This window comes from Loigolactobacillus bifermentans DSM 20003, from assembly GCF_001434575.1.
GTDB classification, from domain to species: Bacteria; Bacillota; Bacilli; order Lactobacillales; family Lactobacillaceae; genus Loigolactobacillus; species Loigolactobacillus bifermentans.
The window spans coordinates 69,716-95,959 of the sequence record NZ_AZDA01000117.1; the positions used below are offsets into that span (position 1 = coordinate 69,716).

The 26,244-nt window shown below is 43.5% G+C and carries 22 protein-coding genes, 1 tRNA gene and 1 pseudogene; 17 read left to right on the forward strand and 7 right to left on the reverse strand.

Annotated features, from left to right (window positions below):
- Positions 1-73: 73 nt before the first annotated feature.
- The 4 genes from FC07_RS12630 (at position 74) to FC07_RS12645 (ending at position 5,566) form a co-directional block, all read left to right on the forward strand.
- Complete coding sequence (locus FC07_RS12630) at positions 74-2,086, forward strand: DHH family phosphoesterase (protein ID WP_057905449.1); 2,013 nt, start codon at positions 74-76, stop codon at positions 2,084-2,086.
- A gap of 64 nt (positions 2,087-2,150) precedes the next feature.
- A complete protein-coding gene (gene rplI / locus FC07_RS12635; RefSeq protein WP_057905450.1) occupies positions 2,151-2,603 on the forward strand; it encodes a 50S ribosomal protein L9 in 453 nt (150 codons plus the stop codon).
- Positions 2,604-2,674: 71 nt separating this feature from the next.
- The gene (gene dnaB / locus FC07_RS12640) at positions 2,675-4,093 is read left to right on the forward strand and encodes a replicative DNA helicase (protein ID WP_057905451.1); all 1,419 of its coding nucleotides are present in this window, start codon (positions 2,675-2,677) and stop codon (positions 4,091-4,093) included.
- A 180-nt stretch (positions 4,094-4,273) separates the two neighbouring features.
- Positions 4,274-5,566 (forward strand): adenylosuccinate synthase, encoded by a 1,293-nt coding sequence (locus tag FC07_RS12645; RefSeq protein WP_057905452.1) that lies wholly within the window; start codon positions 4,274-4,276, stop codon positions 5,564-5,566.
- Positions 5,567-5,627: 61 nt separating this feature from the next.
- On the opposite strand, the gene FC07_RS12650 is transcribed toward FC07_RS12645, so the two are convergent.
- Positions 5,628-6,281, reverse strand: a complete 654-nt coding sequence (locus FC07_RS12650; protein ID WP_057905453.1) for a DUF4767 domain-containing protein — start codon at positions 6,279-6,281, stop codon at positions 5,628-5,630.
- Position 6,282: 1 nt separating this feature from the next.
- The gene (locus FC07_RS12655) at positions 6,283-6,870 is read right to left on the reverse strand and encodes an isochorismatase family protein (protein WP_057905454.1); all 588 of its coding nucleotides are present in this window, start codon (positions 6,868-6,870) and stop codon (positions 6,283-6,285) included.
- Between the two features lie 134 nt (positions 6,871-7,004).
- Here FC07_RS12655 and FC07_RS12660 point away from each other — a divergent pair, with 134 nt between their 5' ends.
- Complete coding sequence (locus FC07_RS12660; RefSeq protein ID WP_057905455.1) at positions 7,005-8,372, forward strand: glutamate--cysteine ligase; 1,368 nt, start codon at positions 7,005-7,007, stop codon at positions 8,370-8,372.
- 30 nt (positions 8,373-8,402) lie between these two features.
- Here the strand turns inward: FC07_RS12660 and FC07_RS12665 are convergent, their stop codons facing one another.
- A complete protein-coding gene (locus FC07_RS12665; RefSeq protein WP_057905456.1) occupies positions 8,403-9,161 on the reverse strand; it encodes a gamma-glutamyl-gamma-aminobutyrate hydrolase family protein in 759 nt (252 codons plus the stop codon).
- Between the two features lie 945 nt (positions 9,162-10,106).
- On the opposite strand from FC07_RS12665, the gene FC07_RS12670 reads away from it, so the two are divergent.
- Positions 10,107-11,153 carry a sulfate ABC transporter substrate-binding protein gene (locus FC07_RS12670; RefSeq protein WP_057905457.1) on the forward strand — a complete coding sequence of 349 codons (1,047 nt, stop codon included), beginning with the start codon at positions 10,107-10,109 and terminating at the stop codon, positions 11,151-11,153.
- A gap of 852 nt (positions 11,154-12,005) precedes the next feature.
- Here FC07_RS12670 and FC07_RS12675 read toward each other — a convergent pair.
- A tRNA-Lys gene (locus tag FC07_RS12675) sits at positions 12,006-12,078 on the reverse strand.
- 259 nt (positions 12,079-12,337) lie between these two features.
- On the opposite strand from FC07_RS12675, the gene yycF reads away from it, so the two are divergent.
- The 10 genes and pseudogenes from yycF to FC07_RS12720 all read left to right on the forward strand — a co-directional run bounded on the left by yycF (position 12,338) and on the right by FC07_RS12720 (position 22,412).
- Positions 12,338-13,051: a response regulator YycF gene (gene yycF / locus FC07_RS12680; protein ID WP_057905458.1), complete on the forward strand. Its 714-nt coding sequence runs from the start codon at positions 12,338-12,340 to the stop codon at positions 13,049-13,051.
- 71 nt (positions 13,052-13,122) lie between these two features.
- On the forward strand, positions 13,123-15,021 hold the full coding sequence (walK, locus tag FC07_RS12685; protein WP_057905459.1) for a cell wall metabolism sensor histidine kinase WalK: 1,899 nt from the start codon (positions 13,123-13,125) through the stop codon (positions 15,019-15,021).
- Complete coding sequence (locus FC07_RS12690; RefSeq protein WP_057905460.1) at positions 15,011-16,327, forward strand: YycH family regulatory protein; 1,317 nt, start codon at positions 15,011-15,013, stop codon at positions 16,325-16,327. The genes walK and FC07_RS12690 overlap by 11 nt, the downstream gene beginning before the upstream one ends.
- 1 nt (position 16,328) lies before the next feature.
- Positions 16,329-17,156 carry a two-component system regulatory protein YycI gene (locus tag FC07_RS12695; RefSeq protein WP_057905461.1) on the forward strand — a complete coding sequence of 276 codons (828 nt, stop codon included), beginning with the start codon at positions 16,329-16,331 and terminating at the stop codon, positions 17,154-17,156.
- A 111-nt stretch (positions 17,157-17,267) separates the two neighbouring features.
- A complete protein-coding gene (locus FC07_RS12700) occupies positions 17,268-18,071 on the forward strand; it encodes an MBL fold metallo-hydrolase (RefSeq protein WP_057905462.1) in 804 nt (267 codons plus the stop codon).
- A gap of 130 nt (positions 18,072-18,201) precedes the next feature.
- Positions 18,202-19,455 carry a S1C family serine protease gene (locus FC07_RS12705; protein WP_057905463.1) on the forward strand — a complete coding sequence of 418 codons (1,254 nt, stop codon included), beginning with the start codon at positions 18,202-18,204 and terminating at the stop codon, positions 19,453-19,455.
- A 514-nt stretch (positions 19,456-19,969) separates the two neighbouring features.
- Positions 19,970-20,449 (forward strand): 23S rRNA (pseudouridine(1915)-N(3))-methyltransferase RlmH, encoded by a 480-nt coding sequence (gene rlmH, locus FC07_RS12710; RefSeq protein ID WP_057905464.1) that lies wholly within the window; start codon positions 19,970-19,972, stop codon positions 20,447-20,449.
- 339 nt (positions 20,450-20,788) lie between these two features.
- Positions 20,789-20,905 (forward strand): annotated as a pseudogene (locus FC07_RS16420) (helix-turn-helix transcriptional regulator); the annotation flags it as partial.
- A gap of 36 nt (positions 20,906-20,941) precedes the next feature.
- Positions 20,942-21,484, forward strand: a complete 543-nt coding sequence (locus FC07_RS15695; RefSeq protein WP_235807517.1) for a DUF3923 family protein — start codon at positions 20,942-20,944, stop codon at positions 21,482-21,484.
- A 388-nt stretch (positions 21,485-21,872) separates the two neighbouring features.
- Positions 21,873-22,412 (forward strand): TetR/AcrR family transcriptional regulator, encoded by a 540-nt coding sequence (locus FC07_RS12720; RefSeq protein ID WP_057905465.1) that lies wholly within the window; start codon positions 21,873-21,875, stop codon positions 22,410-22,412.
- On the opposite strand, the gene FC07_RS12725 is transcribed toward FC07_RS12720, so the two are convergent.
- On the reverse strand, positions 22,396-23,223 hold the full coding sequence (locus tag FC07_RS12725; protein WP_057905466.1) for an N-acyl homoserine lactonase family protein: 828 nt from the start codon (positions 23,221-23,223) through the stop codon (positions 22,396-22,398). The two genes, FC07_RS12720 and FC07_RS12725, sit on opposite strands and share 17 nt — an antisense overlap.
- 312 nt (positions 23,224-23,535) lie before the next feature.
- Between FC07_RS12725 and FC07_RS12730 the strand changes: the two genes are divergently transcribed.
- Entirely contained in the window at positions 23,536-24,069 is a 534-nt protein-coding gene (locus FC07_RS12730) for a helix-turn-helix domain-containing protein (protein WP_057905467.1), read from the forward strand.
- 161 nt (positions 24,070-24,230) lie between these two features.
- Here the strand turns inward: FC07_RS12730 and FC07_RS12735 are convergent, their stop codons facing one another.
- The gene (locus FC07_RS12735; protein WP_057905468.1) at positions 24,231-25,607 is read right to left on the reverse strand and encodes a DHA2 family efflux MFS transporter permease subunit; all 1,377 of its coding nucleotides are present in this window, start codon (positions 25,605-25,607) and stop codon (positions 24,231-24,233) included.
- 178 nt (positions 25,608-25,785) lie between these two features.
- Positions 25,786-26,244, reverse strand: a 459-nt coding sequence (locus FC07_RS16245; RefSeq protein ID WP_235807518.1) for an RNA-guided endonuclease InsQ/TnpB family protein, incomplete at its 5' end; no start/stop codon positions are given.

Genomic DNA, 26,244 nt, shown 5'->3' on the forward strand with positions numbered 1-26,244 from the left:
GATGTGCTAAAATAGGATTATTACTGAGGAAGCGCGTGTTTGCGAAAGGACGTTTCATTAACGGAGTGTGACTATGAAAAAATTTTTGACACGAGATCGCATACCAGCCTTTTTACAAAATGACAATTTACGCTACTTGGCATTAGGGGTATGCTTTTTAGCGACTGTTGGGGTTATTCTGGCCTTTTTTATTAATTGGCTTTTAGGCATTTTTTTATTGCTATTATTTTTGGTATTGGTGGGCATTGTTTTTTATGCGTTAAATCAAATGCGGCACAACACCAACGATTATATTTCGGATCTCACGTATCGCATTAAGCGCGGTGAACAAGAGGCATTGATCAAAATGCCCATTGGAATCTTACTTTATAATGAACAAGCAGAAATTGAATGGGTCAATCCCTACTTACAGAAATATTTTGGCGATCAAGAGATCTTACAAAAACCTTTGGCTGAGGTGGATGCTGAACTGGCAGCTGTGATCAAAAACAATGTGGACCACAAAACACCGCAAACGGTGCGCTGGGGCCAAAATCAGTTTGAAATGGTAGTGCAAAAAAGCATTCGGGTGGTTTATCTGTTGGATATTACCCGTTATGCCCATATTGAAGAACGGTATCAAGCTGAGCGATTAGCCATTGGGCAGATTTTTTTAGATAACTACGATGAAATTACCCAGACCATGACGGATAAAAATATTTCTAATTTAAGTAACTATGTGACCAATGAATTAAGTAATTGGGCGAAGCGTTATGGCATGTTTTTAAAACGTGTAGATGATGATCATTTTTTCCTGTTAAGTTATCGTCATACGCTGAAACGGTTGGAAGACGATAATTTTAAAATTTTAGATGTGATTCGTGAACGCACCTCTAAACAAAATTACCCGTTGACCTTATCCATGGGAATTGCCTACAACGATTCTGACTTAGCCAAGTTGGCCAACCTGTCACAGAGCAATTTAGACCTGGCTTTAGGTCGTGGTGGCGATCAGGTGGTGGTGAAATCAGAACAAGACTCCGCCCGTTTTTATGGCGGTAAAACCAATCCGATGGAAAAACGGACGCGCGTGCGGGCGCGGATGATCAGCCAAGCCTTACAAGAAGTGATGGGTCAAGTCGATCAAGTTTTCGTCATGGGCCATTTTCAAGCGGATATGGACTCTTTAGGCGCTTGCTTGGGTATTCGCCGGATTGCGGCCATGAATGGTAAAAAGTGCTATGTGGTGGTTAACCAAGACCATTTACACACCGACATTGAACGACTTTTGGCAGAAATTAAAAAATATCCTGAATTGGAACCTTATATTGTGGATGCCCAACAAGCACCAGAATTGGCCACTGAGGACAGTTTATTAGTGATGGTGGATCATTCGAAACCATCGATTACCACCAGCGCGGATTTGTATGAAAAATTAGCCAATCGCACGATTATTATTGATCATCACCGACGGGGGGAAGAATTCCCTGAAAATCCCATGTTGGTTTACATTGAGCCGTATGCGTCCTCAACCTGTGAATTGATTACAGAAATGTTTGAATATCAACCTAAGGATACGGAATCAATCACGAAAATCGAAGCCACTGCGATGTTGGCGGGGATTACGGTGGATACACAATCCTTCTCCATGCGCACTGGGACCCGGACCTTTGATGCCGCCAGTTACTTACGTTCAGTGGGAGCCGATGCCATTTTAGTCCAGCGGATCTTAAAAGAAAATGTGGACAGTTACATTCAAAAGAATCATTTGATTGAATCTGTAGAAATGCTCCAACAAAATATTGCGTTGTGCACCGGTGAGGAAAATCAAATCTACGATTCCGTGATTGCAGCGCAGGCCGCAGACACCTTGTTATCTTTATCTGGCATCGACGCGTCCTTTGTGATTACACAGCGCAGTGAACATGAAATTGGGATTTCAGCACGTAGTTTAGGTGAGATCAACGTACAAGTGATCATGGAACAGCTCGGTGGCGGTGGGCATTTGTCCAATGCTGCAACACAGTTAACGGATACCACCATTGCGGATGCTAAGTCACAATTAATGGCGGCGATTCAAGCAGAGCTTCAGCCAGCAACAGATTAAACGCTGTTCTATTGCTTGTTTTTTTGGTAAAGTTAAAGGGAATTGAATAGGGAGTTGAGCAGAGATGAAAGTTATTTTTCTAGAAGATGTTCGAGGCCGCGGTAAACGCGGTGATGTGAAAGACGTACCAGCAGGCTACGCTCAAAACTTTTTAATTAAAAATGGTAAGGCTAAAGCTGCCACAAATCAAGCGATGAACCAGTTAAAAGGCCAGCAACACGCGGAAGAAAAACGGCGGGCTGCTGAACTTGCTGAAGCCAAAAAGCAAAAGGCCATTATCGAAGCTGACGAAACAGTGGTTGAATTAAAATCTAAGGCCGGCACGGATGGGCGCTTGTTCGGTTCTGTTCCGAGCAAACAAATTGCCCAAGGCTTGGAAAAGCAATACGGCATTAAAGTCGATAAGCGTAAGATCGAATTACCAGAGCCATTGCGGGCATTAGGCTATCGCAATGTTCCGGTGAAATTATTCGATGATGTGACAGCAAAAATTCGTGTTCATATTTCGGAATTATAAGTGGAATCAAGCGAAGGCCGGGACAACTGTTCCGGCCTTCTCAAGCTTTTACGTCTTAAAGGGGTATTTTTATGAATAATGAACTTGTAGACCAAACACCGCCACAAAATATTGAGGCTGAACAAGCCGTTTTAGGGGCTGTGTTTGTCAATCCTGATGCGTTAGTAGAAGCCCAGGAATTTATTACTGCTGATGATTTTTATCGTCGGGCGCATCAGATTATTTTTCAGGCGATGGCGGATCTCAATGATGCCGGTGAAGGTATTGATCCGATCACCTTAAAAAATCAGCTTGAAAAGCAAGATCAGTTGGAAAACATTGGTGGCATTAGTTATTTAGCGGACTTAGCGGTTGCCGTTCCAACAGCGGCTAATGTGAGTTATTATGCCAAAATTGTCCAAGAAAAAGCGGTTTTACGGCGTTTGATCAAGGCGGCTACTAAAATTGTCACCGATAGTTATCAACAAGATGGCGATTTAACGGCGCTATTAGATGATGCCGAGCAAGGCATTATGAATGTGTCTGAGCAGCGCAATACAGAAGGGTTTAAGCCCATCTCGGATGTCTTAAATTCAGCGCTGGAACAAATCGACCATTTATACAAAAATCATGATGATATTACCGGGATTCCAACGGGGTACCGGGATTTAGATAAAATGACTGCTGGGTTACAAGAAGACGAATTGATCATTATTGCCGCCCGGCCAGCCGTTGGTAAAACGGCCTTTGCCTTAAATATTGCGCAAAATGTCGGCACCAAAACGGATAAAACCGTCGCCATTTTTAGTTTGGAAATGAGCGCAGAGTCGTTGGTTAACCGGATGGTGTGTGCGGAAGGCAGTATTGATGCAGGCCATTTACGAACCGGTCAATTATCCGATGAGGAATGGCAGAATCTGATCGTGGCCATGGGGAGTTTGTCCAAAGCGTCGATCTATATTGATGATACGCCAGGGAACAAAATGTCTGAGATTCGGGCTAAGTGTCGGCGTTTGGCCAAAGAAAAAGGCAACCTTGGCCTGGTTGTCGTAGATTACTTGCAGTTGATCGAAGGCAGCAACAAGGAAAGTCGGCAACAGGAAGTCTCTGGCATTTCACGGCAACTGAAAAAGTTGGCCAAGGAATTACGCGTGCCGGTGATTGCTTTGTCACAGCTGTCACGTGGTGTTGAACAACGACAAGATAAGCGGCCCGTTTTGTCTGATATTCGTGAATCTGGCTCAATCGAACAGGATGCGGATATTGTAGCCTTCCTGTATCGGGATGATTATTACCGGGATGAAACGGATGAAGATAGCGACGAGGACAGTCAGTTTGCCCAAGATAGTGCCGCTGGTGGCACGCGCAGTCAGGACCAAGAAGTCGGTGAAGTCGAAGTCATTATTGAAAAAAACCGGAGTGGCGCACGGGGAACCGTGAAATTATTATTCGTGAAACAGTATAATAAGTTCTCATCGATCGCGTATATGCCGGAAGATCAAGCCGGGTAATTGCGGTTATTGTTCGCTTTTAGAGCAATAATATACAAATTTTATAATAATGTTCGTTTATAAAGCTAAAAAATACGTTTTAGCTTTTTTTTATTCGGATTTTCTTGAACAAGCCGGTTTTAATTGCTACAATAGGCATGGTGTGTGAAGCACATAATTTAAATAATGAGGTGTTCAAATATGGCATCAGTTGTTGTAGTAGGATCCCAATGGGGCGATGAAGGAAAAGGTAAAATTACCGACTTCTTAGGCGAAGCAGCCGACGTAATTGCACGGACGCAAGGCGGCGACAACGCCGGTCATACGATCCATGCCCAAGGCAAGATTTTAAAACTCCGCTTAATTCCATCCGGTATTCTCTATCACGATAAGATCTCAGTCATTGGTAACGGTGTCGTTGTCAACCCTGAATCTTTGGTAGCAGAATTGGACTACTTGGCTGAGAACGGGGTAACGGCGGATAATTTACGGATTTCCGACCGCGCCCATGTAATCTTACCCTACCATATTGCAATGGATCGTTTGCAAGAAGCCAGCAAAGGCGATCAAAAGATCGGGACCACCAATCGTGGAATCGGCCCAGCTTATATGGATAAGGCAGCTCGCATCGGTATTCGCATGGTTGACTTATTAGACAAGGAAGTTTTTGCTGAAAAGTTACGCGAAAACTTAGACTTGAAAAACAAAGAATTTGTTGATGTTTATCATGGCGATGCATTGAAATTTGATGATATTTTTGAAACGTATTACGCTTATGGGCAACGCTTAAAACAATATGTAACCGATACGTCGGTTGTTTTAAACGATGCGCTTGATGATGGTAAAAAGGTCTTATTTGAAGGCGCTCAAGGCGTGATGCTAGATATTGACCAAGGAACTTACCCATTTGTCACGTCTTCTAACCCAGTTGCAGGGGGCGTTACCATTGGGAGCGGTGTTGGTCCAACGCGGATCAACCGTGCGGTTGGTGTTTGTAAAGCTTATACATCACGTGTTGGTGACGGCCCATTCCCAACGGAATTAATGGACGCAACCGGCGACTTTTTACGTGAAGCAGGTCATGAATACGGGACCGTTACGAAGCGGCCACGGCGGATCGGTTGGTTTGACTCCGTTGTCATGCGGCATGCCAAGCGGGTCAGTGGTTTAACCGACTTATGCTTTAACTGCTTAGATGTGTTAACAGGTTTAAAGACGTTGAAGATTTGTACCGCGTACGAATTAGATGGCAAAACCATTTATCATTACCCAGCCAGCTTAAAGGATATTGCACGGTGCAAACCAGTTTATGAAGAAATGCCAGGTTGGGACGAGGACATTACAGGCGTCAAAACCTTAGCAGAATTACCAGAAGCAGCCCAACACTATGTTAAACGGGTTGAAGAATTAGTTGGGGTTAAGATCGCGACCTTCTCCGTCGGACCTGATCGGGAACAAACCAATGTTTTAACGAATGTTTGGAACGAAATCTAGCGCAAGTTCAAGCGCGCTTAAAAGGGCGACAAAGCATTGCTTTGTCGCCCTTTTTGTGTGGTTACATTGATGGCGTGCCGCCATCAATGATCGTGGCAAACCCATTTGAAAGTGACTTGTTAGCGGTAGGTTTAAAGTATAAACCGTCGGATTGAACGTCACCATTGGTTTGTTGCGTGATCAACGTCACCGGTGACCCATTGTGCAAGGTAAAGAAATACAAGTGAGCGCCCATGGACTTGGCAGTAGCGGCGTCAGAGTAAACGGCGACTAATTCATAATCCTTGTTGCCGGTACCAGAAGTCGACGATTCAATGGTGGCATCGGCGTCATCTACTTTAAAACGGATCTCACTTAGATCTTGTGGGAACTTCATGCCGTAGAAGTTGACCGGGGAACTAACCGTCGATTCTTCATATTGTTGGTCCATCACGTTACCCCAGGCACTCATAAAGGTGCTTAACTTTTGAGCTTTGGTATGATTCCAAAGCGCGCTACTTTTTTGAGTGCTTGATGAAGTTGCTGATGCGGTGCTTTCAGAGGTGCTGCTGGTGCCAGTTTTGGTCGTTTGATCGGCGGTGCTAGCGGCTTTACTTTCAGCCGCTGAATTCGTGGTGACTTGTTGGGTTTGGCGATTTTCTAAGGTGATCCCCACGACTAAGATAATCGCTAAGCCTAATACAAAACCGGCTAATCCAAATCCCCATTTTTTCATATTACTTTTCCCCCGTTTGAATCATATTTAAAATCTCTGCTGTGGTACGTACGCGACCTAATTGCGGTAGCATTTTCGTTACAAAAACATGGTGTAGTTCCAAATCGCGATCGGCCATGGCATCCGATACGATCAACTGTTCATAACCGGCTTGATAGGCTTCTTTACTGGTCATATAAACACCATTACTGGTGATCAAGCCCGTGAGGATCAGCGTGTCGATCTGACGCCGGCGGAGTTGAACCTCGAGATCAGTGCCATAAAAAGCCCCTGGATTATATTTTAGCACCTCGATCTGGTTCATAACAGTGGCATCGTGTGCCGTTGGCAGGACCAAGTCACTGTAATTTGGCACCGGTGTGGTGTGACGTTTGGGGCGGTCTGTGAGCGGGTGTAAAGCAGTGACAGGTGTGTTGGCCACATGCACTAAAACAATAAGGGCTGGTGTATTTTTTAATGCGGCCGCAATTCTTTGCGTCTGTGCGACGACTTCAGCGCCTGAATAAGGGACTAATTGTGGATTTTGGGTAATGCCAGCTTGTAGATCAATGGCAATCAAGGCGGTTTTATTAAGATTTAAGGTGGTCATAAAGGGCTCCTTTCGCGGCTTCAATTGCGATTTAACCGCTTGACAGATGAAAGATAAATTGGCATTATGAGAAGACTATTAAATAAAAATGACGTAAGCGTGCTTTAAGCGCCGCTGAAATACAGGAGGCCCCAATGTTTGATACTGTTGGCCAGGTTATTTTTGATCAAGAAATTATTGCCCGTTCCAGTGACTTTACGATGGGCATTGAAGTTGAAATGCACCGAATCGATGAGCATGGTCGTTTAAGTCACCAACCTTATCCCGTTCAACTTGGTGATCAAAATAAAAACCAATTTATTAAAAATGATTTTGTCCAAACCCAATCAGAAGTGATCACCCCACCTGTGGCCCATTCAGTTGCCGCAATGAACTACTTAATGGCATTGAACAATACGTTGCGCCAAGCGTTACAACCAGATGAAATGCTGTGGCCATTATCGATGCCGCCAGCACTCCCAAAGGATAAAACACAAATTCCGATTGCAGATGTTGAACCAGCAAAATTGGCCTATTTCCAGAAATGGGTGGCACAACACGGCTATGTTCACGGGTTACCCACAGGTGCCCATTTAAATATTAGCATCGATCAGCACGTTTTTGACTTGGTTTATCCTAAGGTCAAGGATCATTTTGCCAGTCGGACAGCCGTTGAAAATGCGATTTATTTAAAAGTCGCGCAACAATTTGTGCGGTATCGTTGGATCTTGATTTACCTATTTGGTGCTAGTCCCATTGCGGAGGCCAACTATTTTGAACCTGATGATCCTGATCAACCGCATCGCCCGGTGCGCAGCCTGCGGAACAGCCATTATGGTTTTGATTCACATTTTACTGGTAATTATACAAGCGTTGATCAGTACGTTCAAACCATTTTAGCAGGTGTTAAAGCAGGCAAATTGCTGGCGCCAATGGAATTTCACGGCAGTGTGCGGTTAAAGGGAACTGGGGATTTTGAAAAAATGCCTGAAACAGGCGTCGACTATTTGGAGTTGCGCTTCTTGGACCTTGACCCCACCACATCTGTTGGGGTGCGAACGGAAGCGGTGCGCTTTATTCGCCTGATGATGAGCTATTTCATGTTAACGCCAGGCATTCCAACGGCACAGGTTGCTGATAAGTTAGCAGAAGCTGACCGTCGTTGTGACCAAATTGCGTTAGAAAGTCCGTTTGAGCAAACAGCCTATCACGATGAAGCCCAGGCCTTTTTGGACAAGTTACAGTTATTTGGCGATCAGATCCAGTGGGGACCTGAATATCAAGAAGTGATGGATACCATGCAAGATCGGCTAGATCACCCTGGGAAAACGCCAGCTGCTTTTTTAGCAGAGCAAGTGCGGGAGGGCTCCTTAACGGATTTTGCGCTCCGCGTTGCGGAGCGTTACCAGAAGCACGCATTACGCAATATTCGGCCGTTTAAAGGCTTTGCTGATAAACCGACCTTGGATGAAGGGGAATTGCGCCAAAACCTCTTTAAAGGCAATTGGGAACCACGCAATTAAAAAAAGTTGTGACCGCGGTCGCAACTTTTTTTAATTGGCTAATTTTAAGGTTTGCTTATTTTCTGAAACTTTCATACTACGGTGCACCAGATCACGGAATAAATCCTGCATATCCTGATTATGACGGTACATATTTTCCGGATGCCACTGGACGGCTAAGACTTGATCGTTATCTTGTGATTCAATGGCTTCCACCACCTGATCGTCGGCACGCGCCGTCACCTTTAAATGCGGTGCAATCTGTTTCACGGCTTCATGATGCCGTGAATTGACATAAGGCCGTTCGCCCATAATTTGGAATAACCGACTGTCAGTGGCCACATTAATGTGATGGGTTGGTAAATTGCCAGGGGCAGTTTGTGTGTGTTTCAATTTTGCATCAGGATTTTCAGATAAATCTTGATACAACGTCCCACCTAAGGCAACGTTAATGACTTGTAATCCCCGGCAAATACCAAAAATGGCTTTGCCAGCTTGATACGCCTGACGTACTAATTCAACTTCAAAACGGTCGCGAGGAATATACGTTTTTCCTAACTGGAGTTCAGGTTCTTCCTGATAAAAAGTCGGGTCAACGTCGTAGCCACCGAGAAAGAGGATCCCATCGAAACTTTCTAAATAAGCGGGCACGTTGGCCGGGTCGCTGTTGGGCAAAATAATCGGGATGCCACCTGATTTAAGCACAGCATTCACCGCCATTCGTGGGGCGTAATCAGCATTACGTTCATTGATAATATCCGTTGCTTCGATTAAAGTATCGGCAGGCATTGCAATTCTAGGTCGGCGCATACGGTAAAACTCCTCTCATCTAATTTTAATAATTGAAATCATAGCCTAACCACCGGGAAAAAGCAAGCATAACTGTTGGAATTTCAGCAGATCAGAACTTGACATGTCAATTTGTCAGCAAGCGGTACCTGATGGTTGACCGATTTTGTGAGCTAACAGCTGCCTAATTGGGTGGTTTTTGTTAACGACCTTTTTTCTGTGTGGCAGGTACTAAAATAGCCAATAAAATTTAATAGACTTGAAATGATAAAAATACTCACCGCTATTGATCAATCTTATCAGGATAAATGGCGTGTACCAGTTGCTACCTAATATTAGGTTTAGGCCATTTATCATGGCAAATAAACTCAATGGCACGCTTATTTGTTATGATTTGCCGCGATAAGAGGGACTAACGGGAATAACTGGTTAAGAACTGAGCTCGGTCTTAAAATGCTAAAGGCGCACAAACTTTTTTAAAAACAGAAGGCATCATAGAAATAGACTATGTTTAAGGAGGCCCACTGAATTAAGGCCTTGATACTAAGGTCAAAATTAAAATCAGGTTTTAGTGATAAAGAATAACTATTGAAAATGACTTGCAACCCATTTATAAATTGCTTAGCATAAAGCTAAATTTTAATTAGAAATTTACTGAGAAAAGATGAGTATTGTGTTTATCGTCATATAGAGAGCCTATGTTTGCTGAAAATGGGCTGCCGGTGGCACAAGAAGATGGTCTTTGAGTGCGTGAATTTGAGCCCAAGCGTAAAAATTTGCCGCGTTGTTCCCGTTAATGAACTGACACATTGTGTTTGAGGTGGTAGTGGTGACATTGCCATAAAAAAGGTGGTACCGTGCATTCGCGCCCTTTCCAATTTTGGAAAGGGCGTTTTTTATAAAAATTTTTAAAACAGTTAGTTGAACCTGCTAGTTCCATTGTTAATCAAATTGGGGGAATGTTTTATGTCTCATGACAAATCAAAAGTCAAATTAGTTTTAGGTGTTGTACTAGTCATCGTATTATTTGGCGTTTACTGGGCATTTCAGACACATCAGGCACATCAAGCACATCAGACGTCACGTACCAAAACTAACGTCAGTTTAACCAACGTTTCTTACGATCCCACGCGTGAATTTTACGGTGCCTACAACAAGTATTTCAAAAAGTATTGGCAAAAGAAAACGGGTCAATCCGTTAGTCTCAATGTATCTAACGGTGGTAGCGGTAAGCAAGCAAATTCCGTGATCGACGGGAATCAGGCCGATGTCGTCACTTTGGCATTGGCCCAAGATGTGGATGCGATTCAAAAAGCTGGTCTGATCAATAAAAATTGGGAAAGTGCTTTTCCGGATAATTCTGCGCCCTATACCTCAACCATCGTCTTTCTGGTGCGTAAAGATAATCCAAAAAAAATTCATGACTGGAATGATTTGGTCAAATCAGGCGTTAAGGTGATCTCACCAAACCCAAAGACATCTGGCGCCGCGCGTTGGAATTTCTTGGCGGCTTGGGCTTATGCAAATAAGCACAAACTTGATTCCAAGCAATTTGAAAAGCAGCTTTACCAAAATGTTAAGGTTTTAGATTCTGGTAGTCGTGATGCTACCACCACTTTTGTGCAAAACCAACAAGGTGACGTGTTGATCAACTGGGAAAATGAAGCTAAGCTGGCTGTGAAAGAACATCCTGGTAAGTACGAGATCATCACCCCTAGTATCAGTATTAAAGCCCAACCATCTGTTGCGGTGGTAAATGCAGTGGCTAAAAAGCGGGGTACGACAAAGTTGGCGAATGCTTATATTCGTCAACTTTATACCACTAAGGCCCAGAAAATCGCTGCTGAGAACTATTACCGGCCGGCTAATAAAAAGGTGGCTAAAGCATACAAGTCAGAGTTTCCTAGCGTCAAAATGGTTACCATCAATGACAAACAATTCGGGGGATGGGCCAAAGTTCAAAAGAAGTATTTTTCAGATGGTGGCATTTTCGATCAGATCTACACGAAATGATTCGGAAAAATAAAACACTCTAAAAAGTTAAGCTCACAAAATATTTAGGTTATTTGAGTTCATTAGAAAGGTGAAGAGTACGAATTAAAGTGCAACGACGCGTCATGCACAGTTAAATATTAGAATAATGGCATATCAGTCGAAAAGTCTAAGGCAGTATGGATCAACAATAGACGTTACCACATGACAACAACGTCGATTCATTATGATAGCTTTAACACGAGTCATTCTATTAGTTCAAATTAGCATCCTGACCGGGGTGCTTTTTGATTAGTACAATTATTATGCTGGTTTAAGCATTCGATTGGTGACAAAAAGCATATCAAAAAGAGGCCGTTTGCACGCCCCCCGATTGCAGGTAATGACAAACACTAACCAGGTGTTTGTCATTACCTATTTCTCTTGATCGTCATTCTACCAAACGAGCAGATGGTGAAAAAGCTAGCCAAATTACTAAAACGGTGCTTCATGATTATCAATTGAGAGTAGTTAGTGCTTCAACTGACAACGGCTTCGGTCGTTGCCTTGTTAAATATTTTTGTTACTCGTATGTGTTGCTACTCACCCAGTTAGTGTACCTATTATTCAAATAGAGGTGATTTTGTAATAAAGGAATGCGCCGCGTCAGATTGTTATACATTTATGGCAATTCCTACTATAATAGGTGGCTACCTTGAATAAAGTAATCCATCAAAGCAAATGGGCTTGCCTCAGCAAGCCCGGCCCTTATCATAAGTACCCTCATGGTATAAATTTAGTAATCATTTGATGCTTTTCTATGATATCGAGAAAATAAAAAAACCCGTAGCAACAACGCTTTAGCGCTGTCTGCCTACGGGTGATGGTACGCGATGGAACGTCAGGGGATCGAACCCTGGACCCACGGATTAAGAGTCCGTTGCTCTGCCAGCTGAGCTAACGTTCCATGTCATCAACAAAAAATAGTATAGCAAATAATAGCCAGTGGTGCAAACATTTTTTGATAAAAATATGCAAAAAAGTTTAAAAAAGGGTTCAAAAGCGCGCTACGATGAGAGTTGTTTTGCTAATAACCACGAGAATGGGTATAATTACAATTGAGGTGCAGTGGTAACAACGGGGTTGTGGTACAGAACCGTTACAAAGTGTTAAATTTAGAAATGAACGATCAGCACGCTGGTCGGACAAGGAGGACACCTATTATTATGGCAAAGAAAATTCTAGTCGTTGATGACGAGAAGCCGATTTCGGATATTGTGAAATTTAACCTTACCAAAGAGGGCTACGATGTTGTAACAGCTTACGATGGCGCTGAAGCTTTGGAAAAGGTTACGGCAGAAAATCCCGACTTAATTTTACTAGATCTTATGTTGCCTAAAATCGATGGTTTAGAGGTTGCCCGGGAAGTTCGGAAAGATCACGACACACCGATTATTATGTTAACAGCGAAAGATTCAGAAATTGATAAAGTACTGGGTTTGGAAATGGGTGCAGATGATTATGTCACTAAGCCGTTTTCAAATCGTGAATTAGTGGCACGGGTGAAAGCCAACTTGCGGCGGCAAGGGACGATGAGCAATGCGCAACAACAAGAAAATGATGAGCACAATGAAATTCAAGTTGGTGATCTCACCATTCATCCTGACGCCTACATTGTTTCTAAACGCGGTGAAAAAATCGAATTGACCCATCGTGAATTCGAATTACTCCATTATTTAGCGCAACATATTGGCCAAGTGATGACCCGGGAGCATTTATTACAAACGGTTTGGGGTTATGACTATTTTGGTGATGTGCGCACGGTGGACGTTACAGTGCGCCGGTTGCGTGAAAAAATTGAAGATAACCCAAGTCATCCCGCCTGGTTAGTGACCCGGCGTGGTGTGGGCTATTATTTACGAAATCCAGAAGCAGAGTAAGGACGCGAGACGGTACATTTGTATTGGGGATCGCGCCCTTTTTAGATGTGTTTTTTAGGTGAGGGTTTGACATGAATAAAAAAATTCGTTTTTTTCAGTCGATTAATTTTAAAATCGCAATCGTTTTTATTTTGCTACTCATGATTACGTTGGAAATCATTGGGGCGTATTTTGTGAAGCAGTTGGAGCAGCAAAATATTGAAAGTTTCAAACAACAGGTACAAACGCCAGCGTATGTGAATAACCAGCTGGCCACTGAGTTGCAAAAAAGTGATGCCAGTGGTGCAAACAAAGAAATTGCCAATATTTTATCCGATTTGAACAATTCCGCTGAAATTCGCGTTGTGGATAGTAAAGGGATTGTCCGCGGCACCAGTGATGTTAATGATCAAGGTGAGATCGGGCAAAAAATTGGGGATAACCAAACGAAAAACGTGTTATACAATAACCGTTCTTATGAAACGTTATCCTACGATGATAAAAATCACACCAGTTATTATGTGAATATCGTGCCGCTGGTAAATGCAAGTAGTAGCGACAATAGTAGTGTGGTTGGGGCCATCTACGTCCGGGCCAATATGGAAAGTGTCTACAAAGGCATTAACAATATTACGTTGATCTTCTTAACAGCATCCCTGGTGGCGGCACTGTTTTCATCAATGATCGCCATTGTGATCAGTCGGGCCATTACCCGACCAATCGAAGAAATGAAAAAGCAGGCGATCCGCATGTCTCGTGGCGATTATTCGGGGCAAGTTCACGTTTACGGACAAGATGAATTAGGTCAATTAGCCATGGCTGTGAATAACTTATCGGTTCGTGTGGAAGAAGCACAGGAAACCTCAGAAGCTGAGCGGCGGCGCTTAGACTCAGTACTGTCGCACATGACGGATGGGGTGATTTCCACAGATCGGCGCGGCAATGTGATCATCATCAATGAAGCGGCCGCTGAGTTTTTAGATGTGGACGCCGATGCAGTGATTGGCCAATCGATTTTGGAACTGTTGAAAATTGAAGCAGACTATACGATTCGTGATTTATTGGAAAATCAGGAAGAAATTATGTTGGACTTTTCGCAACACGGGCATGATTTGATCGTTCACGTGGAATTTTCACTGATTCAGCGGGAAACGGGCTTTATTTCTGGGATTGTTTGCGTGTTGCATGATGTGACGGAACAGCAGAAAAATGAACGGGAACGCCGGCAGTTTGTCTCCAACGTTTCCCACGAGTTACGCACACCGTTAACATCGATGCGCAGCTATTTAGAAGCATTAACGGATGGCGCGTGGCAAGATCCAGAAGTGGCGCCTGACTTTTTGCATGTGACCCAAGAAGAAACAGAACGCATGATTCGCATGATCAACGACCTGTTAAGTTTGTCGCGCATGGATTCTGGCACGGCAAAAATGGAATTAGAAATGGTTAACATTAATGAGCTGATGAATTATGATCTCAACCGCTTTGACATGATGATCCAATCCGATCAAGAAACCACGATGAGCGATACAAATCGGACAGAAACCATTCCAGCCGCACAGAAAAAGTATTCGATCAAACGTGAATTTACCAGTCGCGATTTATGGGTGGAAATCGATACGGATCGCTTTATGCAGGTGATCGATAATATTATGAATAACGCGATCAAATATTCACCGGATGGCGGTGTGATTACGGTGGCATTAACAGAAACCAATAATCAAGTGATTTTAAGTATTTCTGATCAAGGGTTAGGTATTCCTAAAAAGGACCTGCCCCACGTGTTTGATCGCTTTTATCGTGTGGATAAGGCGCGCTCACGGGCACAAGGTGGTACTGGCTTAGGGTTGGCTATCTCTAAAGAAGTCATTACAGCATTAAACGGCCGGATTTGGGTGGAAAGTAAGGAAGGGCAAGGCTCAACTTTCTCAATTTCACTACCTTATCAACCTTATGATGAAGATGAGGGGGACGACTGGGATGAAGTCTAGAAATATCGTGTTGCGCATTGCGTTATTGACGATGATTGCGATCTCGCTGATATTCTCCTGGCTGATTTGGACGAATAATGCGCGCTTTCAGCGAGACACAACAGATTTAACCGCAAAACAAACGGATACAACGACGGTTCAAAAGTTAAGCGAAGTTTACTTACCCACAGAGGTTGTGTATACCGACAAAACGGGACAAAAACAGCTGTTATCAAATCGCAAAGAGAATCTTGTGGATCAGTTACGGCAAGTGATCAAGACGTGGCAGTTTGGTCGGTTGAAAACGGCAGCGGTCACCAGCAAAAATTATTTTACGGTGATCAACCAGGCGAATACCGTGGCGTTAAAATATCCGAGCACTGTTTCAGCGCAGATCTTTGGTAATGCCTTTCGTCAAAGTATAAAGCGCACTGACCGGCAAAAAGGCTTTAACCGGGTGTTGATTTTATTAGATCATCACCAACGACAAACCGGGAAAGTTTATTTGCTAAACGACAAAACGCGCAAAGGGTATCGGGTCACTGTGAAAAAACGGCAACTGACTAAGGTGTTAAAGGCATTGAATCAAGCTCCAACGCGTTTGGCCATTACTGAACAGCCGTTAAATGGTGAACCGCAAGTCTTTTATCAAAATCAGGTTAAAGTCACCCAGTATAGCTACTTGATCAATAAACAAAATGCCACGGATCTCATGACCACGCTAATGAAACGGAATAGTACGGATGTCACATCAAAGGAAAGTGGCCACAGTACCATTTATAATGATGGCAATTATCGCACGTTGCGAATTAATCACAAACAAGGGACGGTAAACTTTGAGGATTATTCACAGACCAATACCGAGAAACGACTGACGCCAATGTTGACCAACAGTTTTAAAGAACTTTCCCGGTTAGGCACAGTCCCTGTGAATATGCGCTATTTTTACTTCAGTCCGTCAAATCGAACGGTGGTTTACCGCAGTTATGTGGAAGGGTATCCTGTGTTTAACCAAACGGACTTTGGCACAGTGGAAGTCCAGTTATTAGCCACAGGGAATAAATTGGATTTTTCAGTGTATAATCTGCAAGTGCCATTGCCGTCGGATCAGTCAGCGAGCACGTTGCCCAGCACACAAACGGTGTTAACCGAATTGCTGAATGCTGGTTATTCAGAGAAAAATATCAAGCGGATCCAAGTGGGCTATCGCTGGCAGGTGAATCAAGGTGCTAGTTCAGTGATCGATTTAGTCCCAACTTATTACGTATTAATGAGCAAAAAATGGCAAAGCCTCGATCAATGGCTGGCAGCAACGGGGGTGAACTAGCGTGGATTTTAAACGGATCGAGATTATTTTCTTAATCGTATTTAGTTGTTTAAATATCTTTCTTTTCACGTCTTACCGCCAAAATCAACATGTGGAAACCACTGTCGGGACCCAAGTGACTGAAAAAACGTCGACGAAGCAACAAATGAAGGACAATCAGATTATTGTACCGAAGTTATCCACAAAGACGTATGAAGGTTATTATTTAGCGAGTCCCGTGACATCACGCACGTTGGAACAGCATAGTAGCCAGTTGTATAACCAGCGCTACAGCTTTTCTGGGGACCAACTACAAGGCCATTTTTATCAACCGGTGACTGGGAAAAATCGGGCGGCTTTGTTGCGTAATTTGAAAATTGTGATCAAAAACCCGCACCAGATTTTATATGGGAAAGAATATCGGTATTCAAAGGTGTTTTCCACAGCGAATCGACTCGTGTTCACCCAGAAAATAGCTGAAGGTGATGTGTTTGATGAGAATGGCGAACTGGTTTTTTCTGTGAGCAATCAACGCATCACCAATTATCAACAGACTTATATTAGTAAATTCACCACCTTACGGGAAAAAGAGGACACGATCAGTGCGAAACAAGCCGTTCAGGACTTGTACAATGACAATGCGATCACCAATGGTGCCACGATCAAATGGGCACGGTTAGGTTATTCACGGCTGCTAGACGCCAATGAGCATACTGTCTTTATTCCAGCTTGGTTTGTCGCCATGGAAAATAAAAGTTCTGGCAACATTCAAATCAAACACGTCAATGCCTTTACGGGTGCGGTGATGAAGAACAGTGACAACAATAGTTTGGCCACTAGTAGCAAGTAGGACAGTGGCATTCATAGGATGACCATGTTAAAATGGACGGCGAATTCAAATCTAGTTTTTGATGGTCAAGCGCAGCCTTCAGCGCGCTTGAATCTTAAGGGAGTACAATAAATGGCAGATCAGTTAAAGGTCAGCATTCTCAGTAGCGGCAGTACCGGCAATGTGACGTACATTGAAACGCCACAGCGGAAAGTATTAGTGGATGCTGGTTTAAGTGGTAAAAAAATTGAAGGGCTCATGCGGTCAATTGGCCGCGATATGCATGATGTGGATGATTTGTTGGTGACACATGAACATAATGACCACATTAAAAGTGTGGGTATTTTAGCGCGGCGGTACCATCAATTAAATGTCTATGCGAATCAGTTAACTTGGGAGGCCATGGCGCCTAAAATTGGCAAAGTAGCCCCGGAACAAAAGCATATTTTTGAAATGGACACGCTGAAAAGTTTTGCAGATCTGGATATTCAAAGCTTTGGCGTCTCACATGATGCAGCCGCACCACAGTTTTATGAATTCCAGCATAACGGCCGTACCTTTGTGATTTTAACCGATACTGGCTATGTCTCCGAGCGACTAAGCGCGAAGATCAACAACGCCAATGGTTACTTATTTGAATGTAACCATGATGTCGAAATGTTGCGCATGGGATTGTATCCCTGGGCGTTAAAACAGCGTATCTTAGGCGATAAAGGGCATTTAAGCAATGAGGCCGGCGCTGATGGTTTAATGAGTGTGATCGGCAATCAAACCAAGAACATTTTTCTAGGGCACCGCAGCTTGCATAATAATATGAAAGAATTGTGCCACTTAACCGTGTCTTCCATGTTAAAAGAACACGATTACGGTGTAAATCACGACTTTCAATTGTTTGATACGGAACCAGATGATGCGCTGCCACTGATGGCCATTTAAAATTCCTCAAAAGACCTTAATTTAACAAAAATGATCGTGTTAAGTTCAAAATTTATTCAAATATTTAAGTTAAGTTATAGTTATTAAAAGCTGCAATTATACAGACTATTTTTGGAGTGGAGGAAGAGATATGAAGAATCCAGGAACAGTTAAAACAGCGCTGGTAGCCGTCATCGCAGCGGTGATTGGTGGGGGCGTTGTTTACGGAAGTACCAACTTTTTTAGTAGTAATCCGAATGGTTCGGTGGTCAACACCACGTCTGCTGGGAGTACCAAAGTCAGCAACGTGAAGGTTTCGACTAATTCACAAGTTTCCAATGTGTTTAACAAAACTAAAGGCGCTGTGGTCTCAGTTGTTAACTTGCAAAAAGCCAGTAGCTCAGATGATAGCGGCCTTAGCCAGTATTTTGGCGGGAGTTCATCCTCGAGCAGTGATAGTAGCAGTAGTTCCAGTAGCTTAGAAACTTATAGTGAAGGTTCTGGTGTGATCTATAAAAAAGCCGGCGGGACTGCGTATATTGTTACCAACAATCATGTGGTGTCCGGCTCGCAAAAACTGGAAGTCATTTTAAGTAATGGTAAGAAGTTAACTGCTAAAAAAGTTGGGACGGATAGTGTCACTGACCTGGCTGTTCTTAGTATTTCATCGAAAAATGTCACACAAGTGGCCAGTTTCGGGAACTCCGATGCCATTAAAGTTGGCGAACCTGCCATTGCGATTGGCTCGCCAATGGGGTCAGAGTACGCCACTTCTGTGACGCAAGGGATTATTTCCGCCAAGAAACGGACGGTTGCGATCACCGATGAAGATACCGGACAAGAAACCAATGAGGCAACTGTTATTCAAACGGATGCCGCCATTAACTCTGGGAACTCCGGTGGGCCGCTACTGAACATTGAAGGCCAAGTGATCGGGATCAATTCGATGAAGTTATCCAGCTCGTCTTCTAGCAGCAGCTCCAACGCTTCCGTTGAAGGGATGGGCTTTGCGATTCCTAGTAACGAAGTTGTTTCAATTATCGATCAATTGGTTTCCAAAGGAAAGGTCGTTCGGCCAGCTTTAGGGATTTCAATGGTCGATCTGTCTAATGTGTCTGCTAGTCAACAAAGTTCTGTTTTGAAGTTACCAAGCAGTGTAACCAGCGGTGTGGTTGTCATGTCAGTCACCAGCGGTTCCCCTTCTAAAAATGCCGGCTTAGCCAAGTATGACGTCATTACGGAATTAGCTGGTACGAAAGTCACAAGCAGTGCAGACTTGCGTACAGAGCTCTATAAACACAGTGTCGGCGATAAAGTGAGTGTGAAGTACTACCATAATGGTAAGTTGAAGTCAGGTACGATTACCTTAAGTGAAAACACCAATCAATTAAAGATTAATAGCTAATAATAGCAAAAAGCGTGGTTGTTCGATTGAATAGCCACGTTTTTTTGTTGGACTAAAAACAAATCGTTTGAAAATGTCAAGGTTGTAAACAGGTTTGTACACAGCTGTGGATAACTATAAAAAGGCGTTTTAGCGCCTTTTTTGGTGTGCATAGTTATTCACATTTTTAAAAAGCAACTTGTGGATAACTTTTGAAATAAAACTATCTTTTTAATGGAAAGCTTGCTATACTTGGAATGCAAGTCGCTTGATCGTCTGAAATTCACGCTGATAAAATCTGTGGAAAACTTTTTGCTGAAAATTCTCAGCCAATTTTTAGAATCATGATTTAGTAGTTGCAAAAAAGAGGACAACTAAATATTGTGGCTAAAGTTGTGGACATGTGGATAACTTTTGTGGATAAGCGGTGGAAAATCATAAAATTGTGGGTAACATGCAAAAATTAGCGCGCTTATCAAAATTAACAGATTTTAGTCTAAAAAAAAGAAAACGGTTTAGAAAAGGAATGTTAAATTTGAATATTAAAATTATCGGTGTGGGGAAACTGAAGGAAAAGTACTTTAAAGCGGGCATTGCGGAATATGCGAAACGCCTTAGCCGCTTTTGTAAGTTTGAGATTGTGGAAGTCCCTGATGAAAAAGCGCCAGAATCGTTGAGCCAATCCGAAATGGCCACGGTGATGGCGAAAGAAGGTGACCGTATCTTAGCTAAAATCAAAGATCGCGAGTACGTCTATGCGTTGGCCATTAAAGGCAAAGAACGGACTTCGGAGGAATTTGCGGCCGAGCTGGCGAAGCTGACGACTTACGGGCATTCTGATATTACCTTTGTTATCGGTGGTTCACTAGGATTAACGCCAGCTGTTTTAAAACGCGCCGATGCCCAAATTTCATTTGGCCGGTTTACCTTACCCCATCAACTGATGCGCTTGGTGTTAACGGAGCAGATCTATCGGGCGTTTATGATCAATGAGGGAAGTCCGTATCATAAGTAGCAAAGTGACCAATGTTGCTAGACGGTCGTGCTAGAGAGACTAGCGTGACTGGGAGCAGATGAGAACTTATGCTTAGGAGGAGCCATGTTTCCTACTAGAGTGATTGCGTCCGTAGGAATGGACAACCTCCGAAATAAGATTTTGCATTGGCAAAATAGACATTAGAGCCTTTAGGAGGAGCCATGTTTCCTAGGAGGGTGATCGCGTCCGTAGGAATGGACAACCTCCGAAATAAGATTTTGCATTGGCAAAATAAACATTAGAGCCTTTAGGAGGTCGATCATGTTTGGGCGGATATTGAGACAGACGCGGCAAGTACAGGGTATGACCTAACAAGAATTGGCTGAGCGATTGTTTGTTTCTCGACAGACAGTTTCGAGTTGGGAGACGGGTCGAAACTGTCCTAATCTTGAAACCTTGGCGCAATTAGCCGAGCTGTTGGGGGTCTCGACAGATTACCTGCTAGGGCGCTCAGTAGCACAAGTGTATCAGATGAGCATGCAGGGATTACCAACGGTACTTGTTGTGTTAATGATTGTCCGCTTAGTAATTGCTGAAACGGCCGCGATGCTTTGGTTATCCGATGCTATGATTGTGGCGGTACTCGCATTGATCACATATGAGCACTTCGTTAGTCAAGCGAACCCTACATTGTATAGTACTTGCCTGTTAGGCGTCGTTTTGATTGGCTTGGCATGGGGACAAATCTTTGGGATGACGTTGGAAAATCAACTGGCGTATGTCGTTTCCGGTGCACTGTTGGTGAGTGAGGCGACATGGCTGTATTTTCAAGCGCGCTTCCCAGCAAGGAGTGGTTTCATGAAGAACAAGTTATGGTGGATCAGCAATGGAGTCTTTGGGCTTCTGGTCGCCAGTGGGGTGATATGGATTCTCTTTCGTCGTGTTGATGGGTCTGGACACGTTGAAGATATAGGGTCAAGACTCTTGGCATTAGGCGTGTTGACTGGTGGTATCATTATTTTTGAGTTAGTCGTCTATTTTGCAATGCGATGGCTACGGCGCGCGCCACATTAGCATATTTCCCAGTAAAAGTCGTTGTCAAATTACTTTGGCAATGGCTTTTCTTTTCTATCGGATTAATGCGGTGGTATGCTGAGGTCGATTATGAGATGATATCAATGGCGGCTTTCTCATAAAATATCACTAGGGATTCTAAGCGCGCTTGGAACCGTCGAACGGTTACTTTTATGCGTATTTTAACTAATTGAGTAGTCTGAGTAATGATAATTTGTATCAGCACGACCGCACAATCGGCTTTGCCAACTGTTTTTGAATTGTTATTGAAATTGTTGTACCATGACACAGAAACTCGAATGTAGGGGCTGTAGGCCAGGTTACGAAAGCGTAAATGACTAAATATTACAATTTTAGAATCGGATAAATTAGAGGTAGAGGTGTTTTGATGACCGATTTACGTCAGTTTAAAAGCAAACGAGATATTCAATCAGGCTTGATTGCTTGCCTGAAAGATAAGCGATTTGATGAAGTGACGGTCAATGATATTTGCACACAGGCACTAGTGGGGCGCAGCACTTTTTATCATCATTATGCTGATAAGTATGCGTTACTTGAAGAAATGGTAACGCAACGAGCCACTAAGTTTGATCAGTTACTCGATCAACGTGTCGCAAGCGTGACAAATGATGAGCCATTGTTGGTTTTATATCAGCAACTTGAGGACGATGCAGCGGTAATTACGTGTTTACTCCAGATTCACGAAAAAGATGGCGATCTCAGTGATTGCTATCTTAAGAGTCTTGCAAAACATGCGCAAAAGTTGTTGCCTCAGGTGACTTTGGCGGTTCCTGAGGACTTTATATTGGCGCTATATTCAACCACTGCATTAACTGCAATTAGCTGGGCGTTACGTCATGGCGAACCAGCAGCAATCTCCCGATTTATGAATCGGTTGGTCAAGTTGGTGCTTAGTACGCAAGTGTGATGACATGTTGATCAGTGTGGGTGTCGTGATTTGCCAGCGCCTCGATGCAGTTAGGATCATGTGCCATATCGCGTGCCCAACCTAGGCTAGTGATTGCGGCTTTGCGGTTGGTGCAGATACCAGGTGTCAGCATTTCTTCCCATGAACGATTGGCATAACCAACATCTGCGGCTAGCAAAACGTAACGCCCAGTACGACTGCGAACAAGTGTTGCCGACATACCTGATGCATGACCTGCAGTGTGAACTTGAAGGAGACTGCCATCACCGAAGATGTCGTAGCTCTCTCCCGTGGGGCCGATACCTGTATGTTGATAGTCATAAGTTTGTACATTGACGCCACGCCACTCACTTGGCAAGTAAACCAGCGGTAAATGATTAGCGGCGTGCCATTCTGGAGCGGATACTAGAATCTTTTTAGCGTTTGCGACATGCTTTAAGCCGCTGACATGGTCACAATGTAGATGGCTTAACAAGACATAGTCGAGGTCCTCAGGGCGATACCCTAAGGTTTTCAAACGCTCATCAACTGCCCAACCAGCCGGTAGATAACCGGTGTTGATCTGTACTTGTAAGCCTAGTTCTTTCCAGTTACTAGTGCGCACCTGTTTATTCCAACCTGTATCGATTAGGATCAGGCCTTTGGGATGTTCGATAAGATAACTTGAAACCGGTAGTGTGATTTGATTTTTCTCGGAGCGGAAAAGCCCAGTAAAGGCTAAGGGGTTACGATATAACCCATGGAATGGTAGTGCCTTGTCGACTTTTACCAGTCCGGTGTGTAAAATATGGATTTTAATGTTATCTGTCATAATGTGACCATCTCCAATTAAGTATGGTCTTATCATATCGGTGGTAGCGCTAATTGAATAGAATCGATTTGAGATTAAATGTATCAAAAGAAACAACAGCGGTATTAAGTGTCTCTTAAGTGACGATATGGTGAAAAATGATTGTAATCGTAGCATTTTGTGATAGGCTAGCTCGTATCATAAGTAATGAATGTCGCGTCTAACACGTTAACTCAATTACAACTATTGGTTGCGGGATTGCCATCATATCAGAGTGGACTGATAGGCTAACTTTAAAGATAATGTAGGTATCAAATGATTGAGGTGAAGAAGATGTTCAAAGATAATCTGGTTGCCTTGCGTAAGCGAGCGGGTTTATCTCAGGAAGCATTAGCGCATGCTATTAGCGTCACCCGGCAATCAATTTCAAAATATGAAACCGGTACTGCTGAGCCCGATTTTACCCGATTAGAGCAACTTCGGGACTATTTTGAGGTGTCCTATGATGCGTTATTAGGCGAAGGACAAGGTGAGGCAGTTAGTTTGCCAATTACTGGCTCGATTACCATTCAATCGGCCATTGATGGGCGTATGACGCAGTTTGACATGTTTACGATTGCGACTGTTTTGGGTTATTGGCGGAAAAATGCCCCTCAAGTACAATTGGTGGGTGAAATGGCGAAGAATAATAACGGTTTTCTGGGGCCCGATGTGATTCCGCTTGGATGGTATGCCACTCGGCAGGACGCTGAAAAAGAAGTGACGGCCATTCAAGCGTCGATTAGTCATGGTCGTGAGTTGTATCAGTTGCAGTACAACGCTAAAGTATTAAAACATGGCCTTTTGGGTTGGAAAATTGTATCTTAAGGCTGATGGATCGTCATGAGAGAAGCTGTGACTAAGTCAGTTTAGTCTTATACGTTCAGTGTTGTTTTGAACGTAATGAAAAAATCAGCCGCTATCCCAATTTTTTGGAGGATAGCGGCTGATTTTGATGAAATAGATATGAATAGCGCCACAAAATACAACTAATTTGGCGCTTGAACCTTTAAGGCTAAGCTAAAGCCGATAATAGCAAGCAAACCGATAAAGCAGAAGCCGGCGTGAATGCCGACAATAAACTGATTTTGCGCTGCAATTAAACTGGTGGCGATGGCTGTTGCTAGCGCGCCGACGATTTGTTGCAGCGTATTTAAAATGGCACTGCCATCCGCCGACATGGCGCCATCGAGGCTATTGAGACTGTATGTTTGAGCGGGCGCTGAGACGCATTGTGCGCCTGTTAAGATGATGATATGACCGAGTATCACCCGGCCTAATGTGGTGTGTGTGTTCGTCGACAGTAAGACGATCACACCTAGCAAAATAAGCAAAAAGCCGCCTCTAGTTAACCATTTAGCACCATGTGTGTCATAAATTCGACCTGCAAGTGCGGCTACGATTGCGTTAGCAGCACCACCAGGCAACATCACCAGGCCTGTTAGTGCGACAGGTAACTTTAAGCCGTTGCGCAAGTACAGGGGCAATAAATACATGGTCGCAAGGATCACACCAAAGTCGAGCATGACCAACAGTGTGCCAATGGTGAATTGACGTGTTGCAAAGACTTGTAACGCCAGCATTGGGCGTGTGGCTTTTAGTTGTCTTTGTGCGTAAATGAAAAGGGCTAAAAGACCAATCCCTAATGTGCCTAACACACTCATTGACAACCAGCCGCGACTTGCGGCTAGGGATGACCCGACTACGATGCCACTGAAACCAATTGTCGAAGCCAACAGGGCGTACCAGTCAATGGGGGTGTGACTTTGTTGAAAAATATTCTCGACCACAAAAGCGCAGAGCATAAATGCAACGGCAAGTACGGGAATGAAAAGCCAAAATATGAGCCGCCAAGAAGCCACCGATAAGACCATCCCAGTAACAGTAGGCCCTAAAACAGGTGCAAGCATAATCACTAATGAAGCCAAGCCCATCACGGTGCCTAACTGATGCGGTGGAAAAATCTGCATGACAATTGAGAACATCAGGGGCAGTATCAACCCAGTGCCGATGCCTTGAATCATCCGCCCAATTAGGACAAAGGTGAAATGAGTCGCGCTTGCCGAAATCAGTGAGCCGATCATGAAGCCGCCTAAGGCAAACAAAAGAATCGATTTCGTTGGGACCCAACGTGTTAAGAGACTGGATAACGGCATGCAAATGCCAATCACAAGCATATAGCCAGTGACTAACCACTGAACAGTACTTTGTGAAATGGAAAAAAACTGCATGAATGAGGGTAAGGCAATATTGAGCGCCGTTTCTGAAAACATACCAACAAATGAGCCAAGCATCAGCCCTAATAGTATTAATTTGGGGTGCGTCACCTTGACCTTTGCGGTTGGTAAAGCGTGTGTAGATTCCATGAGACCTGCTATACAAAATGTAGAATTATGTCGTCAAACATAATGAGAAAGAAGTATAGTTTTCCTTTCCGAATTTGTTTACTTCCGTCATCATTAGTATTCCGATAGCCGAAAAACGGGTAATCGCAGGGACTAACTCTTGAAGCTTAAGGGCATAGCCTGCCCCTTTTTAATTATTTTAAAGTGCGAGTTGTGATAAATTTTGAACAGCATTCTCATCACGATTTAGCGTTACACCGCATTCATAACAAACATATTCATGGTGTTTTGTTTGGTGTTTAGCATTCCCGTGCAAGCCAATTTTATCCGACCCTTGCTTAACGTGTCCGCAATTAGAACATCGTTGGGTACTAGGATAATATCGATCTGCTAAAAGTAATGTTTTGCCGTACCAGTCACACTTATAAGTTAGAACTTTTCTAAAATAGCCGAACAAAGAACGCTGCAAACCTTTTGAAGCAATATGGGTCATTTGCATTTTTTTCACATCTAGGTCTTCAATCACGATTTTATCGTACTGGTTCACCAGATATGTGGTAAACTTCTGCATCAAATCATGTTGAATATTGGCCACTTTTCGATAATCACGCTGTAACTTGGCTTTCGTTTGGGCGTAATTTTTACTTTTAGTGCCTTT

What these genes read in the sequence shown, in the direction of transcription:
- FC07_RS12630 (WP_057905449.1), top strand. Translation starts at nt 74, where the DNA reads ATGAAAAAATTTTTGACACGAGATCGCATACCAGCCTTTTTACAAAAT.
- rplI (WP_057905450.1), top strand. Translation starts at nt 2,151, where the DNA reads ATGAAAGTTATTTTTCTAGAAGATGTTCGAGGCCGCGGTAAACGCGGT.
- dnaB (WP_057905451.1), top strand. Translation starts at nt 2,675, where the DNA reads ATGAATAATGAACTTGTAGACCAAACACCGCCACAAAATATTGAGGCT.
- FC07_RS12645 (WP_057905452.1), top strand. Translation starts at nt 4,274, where the DNA reads ATGGCATCAGTTGTTGTAGTAGGATCCCAATGGGGCGATGAAGGAAAA.
- FC07_RS12650 (WP_057905453.1), bottom strand. Translation starts at nt 6,281, where the DNA reads ATGAAAAAATGGGGATTTGGATTAGCCGGTTTTGTATTAGGCTTAGCG.
- FC07_RS12655 (WP_057905454.1), bottom strand. Translation starts at nt 6,870, where the DNA reads ATGACCACCTTAAATCTTAATAAAACCGCCTTGATTGCCATTGATCTA.
- FC07_RS12660 (WP_057905455.1), top strand. Translation starts at nt 7,005, where the DNA reads ATGTTTGATACTGTTGGCCAGGTTATTTTTGATCAAGAAATTATTGCC.
- FC07_RS12665 (WP_057905456.1), bottom strand. Translation starts at nt 9,161, where the DNA reads ATGCGCCGACCTAGAATTGCAATGCCTGCCGATACTTTAATCGAAGCA.
- FC07_RS12670 (WP_057905457.1), top strand. Translation starts at nt 10,107, where the DNA reads ATGTCTCATGACAAATCAAAAGTCAAATTAGTTTTAGGTGTTGTACTA.
- yycF (WP_057905458.1), top strand. Translation starts at nt 12,338, where the DNA reads ATGGCAAAGAAAATTCTAGTCGTTGATGACGAGAAGCCGATTTCGGAT.
- walK (WP_057905459.1), top strand. Translation starts at nt 13,123, where the DNA reads ATGAATAAAAAAATTCGTTTTTTTCAGTCGATTAATTTTAAAATCGCA.
- FC07_RS12690 (WP_057905460.1), top strand. Translation starts at nt 15,011, where the DNA reads ATGAAGTCTAGAAATATCGTGTTGCGCATTGCGTTATTGACGATGATT.
- FC07_RS12700 (WP_057905462.1), top strand. Translation starts at nt 17,268, where the DNA reads ATGGCAGATCAGTTAAAGGTCAGCATTCTCAGTAGCGGCAGTACCGGC.
- FC07_RS12705 (WP_057905463.1), top strand. Translation starts at nt 18,202, where the DNA reads ATGAAGAATCCAGGAACAGTTAAAACAGCGCTGGTAGCCGTCATCGCA.
- FC07_RS15695 (WP_235807517.1), top strand. Translation starts at nt 20,942, where the DNA reads ATGAGCATGCAGGGATTACCAACGGTACTTGTTGTGTTAATGATTGTC.
- FC07_RS12720 (WP_057905465.1), top strand. Translation starts at nt 21,873, where the DNA reads ATGACCGATTTACGTCAGTTTAAAAGCAAACGAGATATTCAATCAGGC.
- FC07_RS12725 (WP_057905466.1), bottom strand. Translation starts at nt 23,223, where the DNA reads ATGACAGATAACATTAAAATCCATATTTTACACACCGGACTGGTAAAA.
- FC07_RS12730 (WP_057905467.1), top strand. Translation starts at nt 23,536, where the DNA reads ATGTTCAAAGATAATCTGGTTGCCTTGCGTAAGCGAGCGGGTTTATCT.
- FC07_RS12735 (WP_057905468.1), bottom strand. Translation starts at nt 25,607, where the DNA reads ATGGAATCTACACACGCTTTACCAACCGCAAAGGTCAAGGTGACGCAC.